A 14,311-nucleotide genomic window follows, 5' to 3' on the forward strand; every position below is an offset into this window, starting at 1 on the left:
AACGTCAATCTCGTGCAGCTGCCTCTTACAACTACAAAAAATAATAGTTCAATTAACCACAAAAAACAGCCACGATTACTTTAACAATCAAACTAATTTTTGACCTTTTGCGAATTATGTAGTTTTATATAAAAACATAAAAATGGTTGCAATGGCCATATAAGCCGCTATTTAACTACAAAATCATTTACATTTGGTATTTAACTCATACACTAGTAGCTGTATGATCATCTTTTAAATTAGTTAGTCTTCAAATAAATTTAAGTATCAATTATTACCTAACCTGAACTTTGCTTTAAAAATTTACTAACGTAGTGATTTATTATCCAAAGCTCAGGTTACTTAGACTAATTAAATTAGGTATGTTGCTGGTAACAAGCAGCTTGTTAGGACAACAAAAGAGGTATTGCATGAGCGAAAATCATGACAAATATAGTATCGACAATACGGATTACACCGTAGGTCAGGATAACGTGCAAAAATGGGGATTTGATATACACAACCCTGTTTTTGGCATCAGCGCGGGCCTGATTGTCATCTTTTTAATCGCCATTCTCGCTACCGATCCACAAACTGCAAAAGCAGCACTTGATGGTGTGAAACTCGATATAATTAATAATTTTGATGCCTTGTTTATGTGGGCTGCAAACTTCTTCGTTATTTTTTGTTTAGCACTGATTGTTTCTCCTTACGGAAAGATCCGTTTAGGAGGCAGTGATGCTAAGCCTTCATATACTCGTGTTTCATGGCTCGCTATGTTATTCGCCGCAGGCATGGGTATTGGCTTAATGTTTTGGGGGGTAGCTGAACCGGTTGCATATTTTACTGGTTGGTATGAAACACCACTGAATGTAACAGCCAACACCCCAGAAGCTGCAAAACTGGCAATGGGGGCAACTATGTTCCATTGGGGCCTGCACCCTTGGGCTATTTATGCTGTAGTTGGCTTATCACTATCATTCTTTACATATAACAAAGGTTTACCACTGTCTATCCGGTCAATTTTTTACCCTATATTGGGCGATAAAGCATGGGGCTGGCCTGGTCATATCATTGATATTTTAGCAGTACTGGCAACTTTATTTGGCTTGGCAACATCATTGGGGTTAGGCGCTCAGCAAGCGTCTGCGGGGATAAACCACGTGTTTGGTCTCGAAGGTGGCATTGGCTCACAAATACTCGTTATTGTTGGCGTTACCCTACTGGCTATTATTTCTGTTGTGCGTGGTATCGATGGCGGTGTAAAACTCCTTAGTAATATCAACATGCTAATTGCTTTTGCCCTTTTGGTATTTGTTTGCTTAGTTGGCTTTGCTGTTGCGATGGGTAATATTCCTACCACCTTTATGGGTTATGTAGAAAATATCATTCCATTAAGTAATCCACATGGCCGTGAAGACGAAACATGGATGCATGGCTGGACTGTATTTTACTGGGCTTGGTGGATTTCGTGGTCACCGTTTGTAGGCATGTTTATCGCTCGCGTATCACGCGGTCGTACTATCCGTGAATTTTTGATTGCGGTATTACTTATTCCAACATTGGTTACAGTATTATGGATGTCAATTTACGGCGGTATCGCAATTGATCAAGTAGTCAATGGTGTTGGCGCACTTGGCCTAAATGGTTTAACCGATGTCCCTATGGCTATGTTTCAAATGCTAGATGAATTACCTATGTCTAATATTTTGTCTGTAATTGCTGTGCTATTAGTTTTAGTGTTTTTTATCACTTCATCTGATTCAGGGTCATTAGTAATAGACTCTATCACTGCTGGCGGGAAAATTGATGCGCCAGTACCACAACGCATATTTTGGGCATCTATTGAAGGTGCTATCGCAGCCGCGCTACTGTGGATTGGTGGTACACAAGCAATCGAAGCACTGCAAGCAGGTGCGGTCTCTACCGGCTTACCATTTACAATCGTCTTGCTGTTTATGTGTTTAAGCCTTATTTTAGGTCTGAGAACTGAGCCGTTACCGGCTAAATAAACGCTATTTAAAACCACAAACGCCGCAAATTTGCGGCGTTTTTTATTTAAGCTTGTTAGCCAAAGTTCAGGTTAAGAAATTTTTAACTCCATAATTGCGAGATCGGTGTATCTTCTCGGTAATGGTGACTCAATTGTGCTTGTAACAGTTCAGCCGTTGCTAAAGCGTCAGTTAAAGCGTTATGGTTTTTATACACAGGTAATGAATAGCGCTGGCGACAATCACCTAATCTAAGCGATCCTAACTTAGAATTAAATAACCAACCTAGCAAACCCTGCCTGGCTTTTAAGGCTTTTCGTTCAATTTCCATGGTATCAACCAAAGCAAAGTTTATCCCCTCGTTAAGCCTAAGTAACAGTGCAGTATTTAAGAAGTGCCGCTCAATCGCGCCATAGTGTACAACAACGACTTTACCACTGAGTGCTTGCAATAATGGCTCAATAATATGATTAAAATCCGGTGCATCGTCAATTTCTGAATGCGTTATGCCATGTATTACAATGGATCCCTCGTTGAAATTACGCCTAGGGCGCACCACCCAATGGCGACTATCTTTGCAATATATACGCTGTAAATTAAAAGGAATTAAACCAACGCTGACAATATCATCACTGGTGCTATCTAAACCGGTTGTTTCAAAGTCCATTGCAACAAATGGCACATCTTTAATTGCTGCGAATTTATCGCTAAAAGCAGCTCCATAAAAACGTTTGATAGTGTCATTTTGAGCGCCACTTAATAAATTTTTATAGCGTGTTGCCCAGTCAATCATTGCTTGCTTTTTGAAAGCCATAAATTACTTTACCCCAGAGTTTGCTGAGTAACTAAATTTCAAATAGCTTTGTGCTTTTTCTAAAATTGCAAAAGCTTCTTTTAAGTTACGCTGCTCAAAAGGCGATAATAAATGAGGGTCTAAATCGTTGTCGGGTTCTTCCCCTTGTTCAATTTGCCATGCTTGGTGACGGATCCGCATCATGGCAATATATTCTAGCGCATCTCGCAAATCTTGTGCTTTGCCTTGCGGTAGAAGCTTGGCTTCAATAATATCTTCTAAGCGTTCGAACGAGTTTTGCTTACGTGATCCAACCGCCAATGCGTGAACACGAATAACATCTGAAAGCGGCGCTGTGCCTCTGCGCTTTAAATTCATAGAACGTTTATGCTGACCGTTGTGCTCCATAACAAAGCCTTTAAAAAACCCCAATGGTGGGGTTCTGTTGCGAGCATTTGCAGCCATATTAGCTAAAAATACGCGATTAACTTTGCTTTGTTTGGCAATAAATATTTTAAGCTCATCGGCCCATTTGGTTTTACCCCACACCCCGTCTAAATCAAAAAATATGGAGCTATTTAGTAAGGCTTGCGGTTTAGGCAGCTCTATCCACTGAGCAAATTGCTCAAACCATTGTGCACGTGTTTTTCGCCATTTTTTAAATGACGCCATTATTTCGCCATCACAATAGGTATAACCGCATTGAGCTAAACCATCACAAACAAAATCGGCAATATTTTGAAAATACGTATCATGAAGTTCATCATCATAATCATCATCTAGAATGAGCGCGTTATCTTGATCAGTAACAATGAGTTGCTCATCCCGCGCCATTGAACCTAATGCGATAAAACAGTATGCAACCGGCGGCGGCCCATACTTTTCTTCGGCTAATACCAGTAACCTTTGTTTAAAAGTGCGGCCAATCACAGCCATTGCCGTGCCAATCATATGCGAGTTTGCATCTTCATTTACCATTCGTACAAACACATTCGGCAGCTGGCGTGCATAGTGGGTTAAATCTTCAATCGATTGCTGCGCAAGTATTCCACGTACCAATAGCAAGCTGCTTTGTGATTCATAGCGTAAAATATCAGAAAGAGAAATAACCCCAATTGGACGGCGTTTTTGGACCACCGGTAAGTGATGTAAGTTATCACGTAGCATCGCAAGTACAGCTTCGAAAACATAGGCATTGGCATCTAATAAAACCAAGTTTGTAGACATTATTGTATGCGCGGGTGTGTCAAATGCCAGCCCATGAGCAATGACTTTGGTACGTAAATCTTTGTCTGTGATAATACCAACAACTTGACCATCATCTTCCTCTGGGTCGTCGTTAATAGGTTTGGTACTATCAGTCACTAAAACCGATGACACCGATTCATCAGTCATAAGCTGGGCAACTTGTTGCACCGTTGAATCAGTATTAACTGTTACCACATCACGGTGGATCAGCGATTTTACTTTTGCCGTGGTTAAATCATTACCATCGGCTTGTTCAACAATTGCCTGATGTAAACGAACATTACCATCCGTTTCAAAATAGTCAGCAAATGAATCAAATTCGTCGCAATAGCGGTTAAATAGTTCAACATTAATGCAATACACTAGCGTATCTTCAAGTGCTTTAGCTGGAAAGCGAACCTTGCGATTCATCAGTAAACCCATCTGCCCAAATATACCGGCAGTGGTTAAACGATTATCCAGTTCCCCATTACGTCGATACATTTCAACAGAGCCGCTTCTGATCACATAAAGATCGGCTATATCTTGACCAAATAATAAAATATCGGTGTGCGCTCTAAAGTAGGCGACTTCAACCTGTTGCGCGAGCTCATTGATTGCTTTACTCGGTAGGCTGTCAAAAGGCGGGTGTTGTGCTAAAAACTGCGCGATTTCTACTTGTTCGGCTTGCATAAAAAAACCTGTTGGGGATAGCTTTCCCAAGTGTGAGCCTAATTAACTTATTTTTCAAAGATAAATAGTTAATTAGGCTATTTTAATTGTGATTTACTCTACCTTATCAAGCTCCTGCGCAAGTTGCTTACTTTCATCACCACGAGGGGTAGTAAAGCGCGCTAAGCCCAAGTAAATTACCGGTGTTAAGTACAAAGTAAATAGCACCGCTAAAGACAAGCCACCAAACACGACCCAGCCAATGGCATTGCGAGCCTCAGCTCCCGCCCCGGTTGATAATATCAGCGGCAGTGCACCTAGTAAGGTTGATATCAAGGTCATAGTAATTGGTCTTAAACGTACTAATGCTGCTTGTTCTACAGCTTTACGAACAGTTAAACCTTGGTCGCGCAATTGGTCAGCAAATTCAACTAACAAAATCGCGTTTTTCGCGATTAAACCAATTAACATCACCAAACCTATTTGCGAGTAAATATTTAACGAAGTACCAGTTAAATACAGTGCTAAAATTGCTGATGTAATACCAAACGGTACTGTTACCATCACCACCACAGCACTATTAACATTTTCAAACTGTGCGGCTAATACTAAAAATACGATTAAAAATGCCAGTATGTAAGTGATAAATACTTCATTAGAAGTTTCTTCAAAGGTTAATGCTTCACCTTTAAATGCCAAGCTAATGCCACTTGGTAGCGTTTGCTCCGAAATATCACGTAGTTGCGATACCAGCTGTGCAATACTCATGTCCGCCGGCAGTTCCATATCAAGCTCGATAGCACGACGCTGTGCGTGGCGTTCAAGCTCGGCGGCAACACCTTCTTCTGTAATAGTTGCAACGCTACTCAGTGGTACTAACTGACCGTTATTTGCACTGATATATAAATTAGCGAGATCACTGGGATCTTTAATGGTTTGATTTTGTGCTTGCAGAATAATCGGTACCGATTGGTCACCAATATTTAAATCTGCAATATCATCGCCATTTATCGCAGCACGTAAGGTGATTGATATATCACTCAGTGACACTCCTAATTCCTCTGCACGGCGTCTATCAATATTAACGCGCAATTGCGGCTGTGATGGCTGATATGAAATACGCACGTTGTCAATCGACGGGATAGTCTGCTCAACCTGTGCAGCAAAATCTTGTGCGGCCTTATAAATCTGCAGGTAATCTTGCCCTAATAGTGCCAGCTCAATACCGCCACCTTGACCGCGTAAATTTAAACTATTTGACCCAGACGGATAACCTGCCGCCCCAGGAATATTACCCAGCGGACCGCGAATTTTATTAATGATCTCTTGCTGTGAAAAATGACGCTCATCCCAGTGTTTTAAAGGCACGGTAATAAACACAATATTTGGATCCCACTGCCCTACAACAGTATAAATAGATTCAATTTCGCCGCTTTGCACATACGGCAGCAAAATATCTTCCATTTGCATTGCTTGACGGTCCATAAAATTCAAACCAACACCGTCAGGGCCCCGAGCAAAGATACGTATTTTTCCGCGATCTTCTAAAGGCAGTAATTCATTATCTAAATTGAGATACAAAGCACCCGAACCCGCAGCGACTAATATACTAGCTATAAACGTAAGCCACGCATGATCAAGCACCCAATGAATGGTTTTAGTATAAATATTAGCAAGCCAATGACCTATTTTAGCAAATGGGTGTTTACCACCTTGTTTGAGTTTTAGCTTTGAGGTGAGCGCTGGCACTAATGAAAGCGCTACAAAGCTTGAAATGATCACCGCTCCCGCAAGTACCCCACCAAACTCCCTAAATAATCGCCCTGCGGTTGAGGGTAAAAAAGCGATAGGAACAAATACCGCCGCTAACACCGCTGTCGTTGCGACAACAGCAAAAAACACTTCTCGCGTGCCAATTACCGCAGCAGCACGGCGGCCAAGGCCTAAACCGCGTTGACGTTGAATGTTTTCGCTGACCACAATCGCATCATCAACAATCAACCCCGTTGCTAACACTAATGCCAGCAAAGTAAGTATATTGATTGAAAAACCCAGTGCCCATATCAACGCTAATGAACCAACCAAGGCAACAGGAATTGCAAATGCAGGCACTAAAGTCGCGCGCCAAGAGCCGATAAATACCCATAATGTAATGATCACCAGCAGCACAGTTAGCACCAGTGAGTAAATCACCTCATCAACTGAGCTCCTGATAAATTGTGCATCATCAGAAGTTAAAGTAAATTTCAGCTCCGGAAAACGCGTTTGCATTTTTGCTAATAAACTTAATACTTCGTCAGATATTTCAATGGTATTTGACTGTGCTTGACGTATAACTTCCATGCCAATCACTGGCTGGCCGTTTAAGCGCACCATAGAGCGAGGATCCGCAGGACCAAAATACACCGCCGCAATATCACCAATACGCGTACCATCACGAATAATAATATCGGCCACTTGCTCAGCGGTAACTGAGGTTGCATCTGCGCGCACTATAATTTGTTGATCCGTCGATTTCAAACTACCTGCCGGTACATCAAATGGCGCTTGGCGCAGTACTTGGGCTACATCAGGAACGGTTAAATTAAAACTGGTTAATTTGAGTGGATCAAGACGCACCCGCAAAACACGTTTTCGGTCACCATTTAAACGTACATCGGCCACACCTGGAATGGTTAAAAACTGCGGTGCTAAATCAACCTCAACCAGTTCAGTCAACGCTTCAAGGGCTATGGTATCGCTTGATACGGTTAGCGATACAACCGCCTCAGCATCATTATCAGCCTTGATAATAGAAACGCGCTCAACTTCTTCAGGCAACTCACGTTGTACACGTGCTACCGACTCACGGGTTTCATTCGCAGCATCATCAAGGTCAACACCAGCACGAAACTCAACAACAATCCGTGCGTTACCTTCTTCACTTTGTGCGCGAATGGTTTTTACACCACTTACGCGGGCTACCGCCCCTTCAAGTTTACTGGTTACTTCGGTATCAACAGTCTCTGGAGAGCCCCCAGGAAATGAAGCCGACACCGTGATCCTTGGCGTATCAACATCAGGCAGTTCACGAACTTCAACCCCGGCAATGGCCGCAATACCCGCAATAATGATCAGTAAATTAAGTACTACAATAAGCACTGGGCGGCGAATGGCCATTGAAGGGAGATCTTGCATCATAGGTTGTTGTTTCATACCTACTCCTGCGCTGCTGCAAGCGGCTTGATATAATTAAGCTCTTGCGCTGGGCGTAAACGTTGTACGCCTTCAACTACCAAAATATCGCCTTCGTTTAAAGGCCCAGATACGAGCAAACGACCCGCTAAACGTTGCTGGATTTTAACATCAACGCGAGTTGCCTTTTGCTCAACACTTTTCCATACATAGGGGCCAGTTGCCCCCCATAAAAGCGCAGCTTCAGGCACTGCAGCTAAACTCTGCCCTAATACCTCAATATGTACTCTAAAACTCATACCCGGTATAAATTGTGCTTGTGCATTATCCAGTTTTGCTTTGACACGCAGCGTACGTGTTTGTGGATCAATGCGTGAGTCAAGATAAGCGACTTGCGCATTTATCGCATCGCTTCCTTGCCACGGCATCACAGTCACATTACCGCTAGTTCTAAGCATTGTAATAGCCGACTCTGGTGCATTAAAATTTATGTATAACGAACGAGTATCATCAATACTGGCGATGGCTGTTTGAGTGGTAATTCGATCGCCAACTTCGACATCCGTTAACCCCATGGTGCCACTAAAAGGTGCTCGTACTTGGCGATCTTCTAATTCGGTTTCGGCTTTAGTCACCGCAACCATAGCTAACTCATACACGGTTTTTGCATCATCTAGATCGCTTTTTGGCACCGCGCCTTTAGCATGACTTTGCTGTAAACGTGTTTGTATTCGTTCACTATCTGCAAGTTTTATTTTCGCTTCATTAAGCGCCGCTTTTTGTCTGCGCGAATCGAGCTCTAATAAAATAGCTCCTGCGGTTACCTGATCACCGGGTTTAAAATGCACAGCCGTGACTTTATCCCCCACTGCAGGATAGAGGATAACAGAGCGAATCGCTTCGGCATTACCAACCGCTTGAACTTGCTCTTTTGCACGTTCCATCGCAACAGGTTCAACAATTACGTTAGCAGCAAATGCCGATGGCATTACCGCTGAACAAGTAATAAAAACACTGACTAAAAGAACTCGTAATTTCAAAAAGATCACCTAATTAATTATTATTTCCATTATGGTACGCAGTGTAACAGTGTTTTGATCAATAAAAAGTCTAGTTCGATTAACTGTCAAAACAATACGTTGAAATACCTTTATAGGGGAAAGTAACTAGGGCAGTGTATTTAATGCTAAGAGGCTAACTAGCTATAAATACCCTATACATAAACAGCCTAATTGGTCAGAATAAGGTATTGTCTTAAATTTTCTCATAATGGTAGTTTGAGCTTTTAGAACTAAAAATTGTTGAATTTACGGGTTAATAAACCCTGAAAGTGGTCAAAAATATCTAGTTTATTGCTAAGTACTTTTGAGTAAGTGGGCAAACAGGTATAGTATGCAACAATAGTTTTTATTAGGGTCCACTCTGCTAGTTTATATTTAAAAGGACAATTATGTTTAAGCAAAAATTTACCGATATACATGGTATTACACACCAAGAAGCCGTATTTTTGGTCAACCTTATTAACATCAGTGAACAGCTTTCTAAACAACTACAATTCGATCACAGCGGAGAAGTTAGCGTTGAGTCTTACGAGCATGGCAATGTTGAATTTTCAGCCGTTTATTGGACATCAGCAAAAGCTAAAGAGGACGGTTGTGAGCCGCTGATTTTTATGTATAAAAAAGATGTGTACACACTAGATCAATGCACTATTGCTGTAGATAACGCTAAAGACATGACACCTGAACAGCTCACCAATGCCGCCGAAGCGCATTTAAAAACATTAATCTAAAGTTAGCATGTATACATGGTGATTTAATAAAAACATCACCGTGTTAACACGCTTATTTAGAACTTAAGATGACACCTATCACAATTATTTACCTAAAAAAGATACTCACCACATAAAAATGCACGACGCACGCCACGGGATACGAAATGGTAATAACCGTATCCACACAATTTATTTGACGTTTCCTTGCAATTGCCATGTATCAACCATTTTGTATTTTGGACTAATTAAAAATTAATAATAGGGAAAATACATACTTTAGAATGCGTGTTTACTTTTTCCTTTTAAAAATATAAATAAATTCTAATCTCACTAATAACATAGAAAAAATGAGCTAAAATTTAAAGTTTGTATTGGTCATCAAATGATGTGGTTTTATCTTTTGTGATCTGATGTCTTATTCTAGGTACAGCCTAGGTGCAAGAAAGGTTTATTTGCATAACATTTGCGGTACTTTGTGCAGACTGAGACATAATTTAAAAAAGGGTCCTAGATATGAAAAAATTTATTGCAACGACTACTAAAATTTTTCTGATTTCTACTATGCTACTAAACGCAAAAGTTAATGCGTGTACTCGCCTTGTTTATCATGGTCCAGATAACACAGTGTTGACCGGTAGAAGTATGGATTTTTCTATTAATATCCCTGCAAATTTATGGATTTTCCCCAAGGGGATTGAGCGTAATGGTGAGGTTGGGCCTAACTCAATTAGATGGCGTTCAAAGTATGGAAGCGTAGTCGCTAGCTCATGGGATATTGCAGCACCTGACGGAATGAATGAAAAAGGACTAGTTGCAAACCTATTATGGTTGGTAGCATCTGAATATCCCAAATTTGATTATGATGGTGAGCGTCCAGGTCTTACTATTGCAGCTTGGGCACAGTACGCGCTTGATAATTTCGCAACTGTTGATGAGGCGGTAAAGTTTTTCGAACAAGAAAAGTTTGCAGTTGTATCAGACTTTATTCCTGACACCGATAAGTTCACGACAGTTCACTTATCATTATCTGATGCAAGCGGAGATAGTGCTATTTTTGAGTACATAGCTGGCAAATTAAAAATACATCATGATCGTTCATATAAAGTGATGACTAATGACCCTGTATATGAACAACAACTTGCTATAAAGAGCTATTGGGATACGGTCTCTGGTCAAGACTTTCTCCCAGGTACTGGTAAAGCCGCCGATCGTTTTGTTCGAGCATCTTATTACTTGAGCGTATTACCACAAACTAGTGACCCTAAAATAGCAGCCGCAAGTGTGTTTAGCGTAGTCCGTAATGTTTCAGTTCCTTATGGAATTGCAATCGAGGGGCAACCTCACTTATCTAATACTCGCTGGAGAGTTGTTGCTGATCAGGGGAATTTAATTTACTACTTTGAAAATGCGCTTACTCCAAATGTTGTTTGGGTAGACTTTAATAAAGTGAACTTTGAAAAAAATGCAGATGTCATGAAGTTGGCATTAGATAAAAACCAGACTTATGCTGGGGAATCCAGTTCTTATTTTATTAAATCAAAACCTTTTAAATTCAAAAGGTTAGATAGTAATCCATATTAAAAATTAGTTTACAGTGTAAGTCCGCAATGATCGATATTAGTTGTGGACTTAATATAGCAAGTTTAAAACCTAGTAAACTGCGAACTAAAGTTTATAACTATTCAGAAATTCTGTGTTGCTCATATATCGTTTAGATCTTAAACGTATCCAATTACTTATATATCCCCCACTGTTGCTGAAAAACTCTAAAAGCTAGGTCAATGCCGCTTTTGGCAACAGTGATGAAATTTTATCAGCGCAGGCCCGATAACAGTATCTAAATTTCAGGCTCTTTATCTTTAATAGCTTGGTTATTATTATTACTCTTATAAAACGCAACATCCTCCATGTAACTCAAGCGCAAGTTTATTGTTGAAAAAAGCTCTTGTGCTGTACTTGCAGCAAAAAAATTAGATGAGAGCAGCAAAGGTCAAGATGATTCGAAACATAATATCTTACCTTGTGAATTAGGGGGCTGTTATTGTGCAATAAAACCCTAAGGATTAAATTTATTCAATCTTGATTACCATCAAAAAAGCCCCAGACAATGCTGAGGCTTTATAAAACGGTAGTAATAGCTCTACTAAATTACTTTTTACGCTGTGCGTCTTTTTGCGCTTTTTTAGCTTCTTTACGCTTTTGTAAAACGGCTTGTGCTTCGTTGCCAATATGGCCTTCGCCACGAGCTTGCGCTAATTCAATTTGCTTTTGACGCTCAGCAAATCGTTCACGTTGTTCATCGGTAACATCATCAATACAATGATGACACGAAACACCTTCCATGTACTCTGGTTTGAGTTTTTCGTCTTCAGTGATTGGCATACGACACGCATGACATTGATCATATGAGCCTTTTTGTAGGTCGTGATCGACTGCTACGCGATTATCAAATACAAAGCACTCACCTTCCCACATGGTTTCTTCTTTTGGTACTTCTTCTAGGTATTTTAAAATACCGCCTTCAAGATGGTACACATCTTCAAAACCTTGCTCTTTCATGTAAGCAGTTGATTTTTCACAGCGAATACCACCAGTACAAAACATAGCTACTTTTTTATGTTTGCTCGGATCGAGGTTTTCTTTCGCCCACTGCGGAAACTCGCGGAATGTTTTAGTATTTGGGTCTACTGCGTTTTGAAAAGTACCAATTTCGATTTCATAATCGTTACGGGTATCAACTAAAATAACCTCAGGATCTGAGATCAATGCATTCCAATCTTGTGGTTTTACATAACTGCCAACCACTTTCAGCGGATCAATCCCTTCAACACCCATTGTGACGATTTCTTTTTTTAGTTTTACCTTAGTACGGTAAAACGGGCATTCATCATCAAATGATTCTTTGCTAACAATGTTATCAAGGTTTGGTTGGCTGTCTAACCAGCTTAAAAGGTTGTCAATGCCTTCACGCTTGGCAGAAACTGTGCCGTTGATACCTTCTGCGGCAATTAATAAAGTACCACGTACTTCATTGGCTTCCATCACATCTAACAATGGTTGGCGTAGGGCTTCGTATTCAGGTAAAGAAACAAACTTATAAAGTGCACATACAACAAAGTGCTCGCTGGTTACATTGTCTTTATGGACAGCAGTCATGGTGATTCCTATTTTGCTTTAGCCGTTATTGGCGGTAACCGAATCGTAAATCCGGCGCATAATACATATTGAGGGCGCGTATTTTACGCTTTTTCTAATTAAATGCAAAAAAAGCAGTGATAATTGGCTTTTTACTGTTAGCCACACTCGGGACTGCGCTATAATAGCGAAATTATTTATACCCAAACAAATTGCTCATTTTGGAGAAACACACTTTGCATTTTACTGATCTTGGGATTGATACTCGCCTTGAAACACAATTAGCGCATCAAGGGATCACCCAGCCCACTGATATTCAGGCCCATGCAGTGCCCACCGCACTGGCAGGCCATGACATTTTCGCCCAGTCTAAAACTGGGTCGGGCAAAACCTTGGCATTTTTATTACCTGCTGTTCAACGGGTTATGAAACAAAAGGCGCTCAGTAAACGTGATCCTCGTGTGCTTATTGTGGCGCCTACTCGTGAACTGGCGACCCAAGTATTTACCCAACTTCGCCTGCTAATTGCAGGTACTAATATTAAAGCGGTGAAAATATTAGGCGGTGAAAACTTTAATGATCAAATTAAAGCACTGCGTAACGACCCGCAATTTGTTATTGCTACACCGGGTCGTTTAGCCGATCACTTAACTCAGCGTTCATTACAATTAAGTGGCCTTGAGTTACTTATTTTTGATGAAGCTGACCGTATTTTAGATTTAGGTTTTACTGCACAGTTAAAGATGATCAACGAGCAAGCTGATCATCGCCTGCGCCAAACATTATTGTTTTCAGCGACACTGGATCATGCACAAGTCGATGCGTTATCACGTAATTTACTGAAAAAGCCAAAAAAAATTACCCTTAGTGCGGCTAACGAACAACATTCAGATATTAAACAAAGCTTATATTTAGCTGATCATCTTGATCATAAAGAAGCGCTGCTTGAGCATTTTTTAAAGCAAGACGAGGTCGGGCAATGCATTATATTTACAGCGACTCGTACTGATACCAGCCGTTTAAGCGAATCACTTAATGCTAAAGGTTTTAAAGCCCAAGCATTAGCAGGTGATTTAGCACAAAATAAACGTTTAGATATCATGGACGGCTTTAGCCGTGAAAACTTTAAAATTTTAATAACCACCGATGTTGCCTCTCGTGGTCTTGATTTACTGAGCGTAACTCATGTAATCAATTTTGATTTACCTAAACACGCTGAAGAGTATGTGCATCGTATTGGTCGTACTGGTCGAGCTGGCTTTAAAGGTACCGCTATTTCACTGGTCGGTCCTAAAGATTGGTTAAGCTATAAAGCAATTAAATCATTCTTAAATGATGAACTTGAGTTTCATACCGTTGCAGGGTTAAAAGGTAAGTTTAAAGGTTTACGCGAACCAAAACCTGATGCAACATGGGCTAAAGCACAAGAAAATGTAAAGCCTAAAGTAAAAGCTGTGACTAAACGCAAAGCAAAACCTAAAAAGCCACAAGCGCCAATCAAAGCCCCTCTTAATATTGATGGTGATGCACCAATGCGCCGTCGTAAAAAGCCAGAACAGGAATAAT

At 40.7% G+C, this 14,311-nt stretch carries 9 protein-coding genes; 4 read left to right on the forward strand and 5 right to left on the reverse strand.

The window, feature by feature from the left end:
- The first annotated feature begins 410 nt into the window (after positions 1 to 410).
- A complete protein-coding gene (locus tag H5203_RS00470) occupies positions 411 to 1,991 on the forward strand; it encodes a BCCT family transporter (protein ID WP_145233245.1) in 1,581 nt (526 codons plus the stop codon).
- Between the two features lie 82 nt (positions 1,992 to 2,073).
- Here H5203_RS00470 and H5203_RS00475 read toward each other — a convergent pair whose 3' ends face one another.
- The 4 genes from H5203_RS00475 to H5203_RS00490 form a co-directional block, all read right to left on the reverse strand.
- Positions 2,074 to 2,784: a 3'-5' exonuclease gene (locus H5203_RS00475; RefSeq protein ID WP_145233243.1), complete on the reverse strand. Its 711-nt coding sequence runs from the start codon at positions 2,782 to 2,784 to the stop codon at positions 2,074 to 2,076.
- 3 nt (positions 2,785 to 2,787) lie between these two features.
- Positions 2,788 to 4,683 (reverse strand): DUF294 nucleotidyltransferase-like domain-containing protein, encoded by a 1,896-nt coding sequence (locus H5203_RS00480; protein ID WP_145233241.1) that lies wholly within the window; start codon positions 4,681 to 4,683, stop codon positions 2,788 to 2,790.
- 93 nt (positions 4,684 to 4,776) lie between these two features.
- Positions 4,777 to 7,857, reverse strand: coding sequence for an efflux RND transporter permease subunit (locus tag H5203_RS00485; RefSeq protein WP_182819177.1), 3,081 nt, complete (start codon positions 7,855 to 7,857; stop codon positions 4,777 to 4,779).
- Positions 7,858 to 7,859: 2 nt separating this feature from the next.
- Positions 7,860 to 8,876, reverse strand: a complete 1,017-nt coding sequence (locus H5203_RS00490) for an efflux RND transporter periplasmic adaptor subunit (RefSeq protein WP_182819178.1) — start codon at positions 8,874 to 8,876, stop codon at positions 7,860 to 7,862.
- Positions 8,877 to 9,286: 410 nt separating this feature from the next.
- Here H5203_RS00490 and H5203_RS00495 point away from each other — a divergent pair, with 410 nt between their 5' ends.
- Positions 9,287 to 9,628 (forward strand): hypothetical protein, encoded by a 342-nt coding sequence (locus tag H5203_RS00495; protein ID WP_182819179.1) that lies wholly within the window; start codon positions 9,287 to 9,289, stop codon positions 9,626 to 9,628.
- A gap of 495 nt (positions 9,629 to 10,123) precedes the next feature.
- Positions 10,124 to 11,191 (forward strand): linear amide C-N hydrolase, encoded by a 1,068-nt coding sequence (locus tag H5203_RS00500; protein ID WP_182819180.1) that lies wholly within the window; start codon positions 10,124 to 10,126, stop codon positions 11,189 to 11,191.
- Positions 11,192 to 11,758: 567 nt separating this feature from the next.
- On the opposite strand, the gene H5203_RS00505 is transcribed toward H5203_RS00500, so the two are convergent.
- Complete coding sequence (locus H5203_RS00505) at positions 11,759 to 12,766, reverse strand: rhodanese-related sulfurtransferase (protein ID WP_145233236.1); 1,008 nt, start codon at positions 12,764 to 12,766, stop codon at positions 11,759 to 11,761.
- Positions 12,767 to 12,981: 215 nt separating this feature from the next.
- Here H5203_RS00505 and H5203_RS00510 point away from each other — a divergent pair, with 215 nt between their 5' ends.
- Positions 12,982 to 14,310 carry a DEAD/DEAH box helicase gene (locus H5203_RS00510; RefSeq protein ID WP_182819181.1) on the forward strand — a complete coding sequence of 443 codons (1,329 nt, stop codon included), beginning with the start codon at positions 12,982 to 12,984 and terminating at the stop codon, positions 14,308 to 14,310.
- Position 14,311: the final 1 nt, after the last annotated feature.

This window comes from Pseudoalteromonas sp. SG41-1 (assembly GCF_014164575.1).
In the GTDB taxonomy this organism is placed as follows: Bacteria; Pseudomonadota; Gammaproteobacteria; order Enterobacterales; family Alteromonadaceae; genus Pseudoalteromonas; species Pseudoalteromonas rhizosphaerae.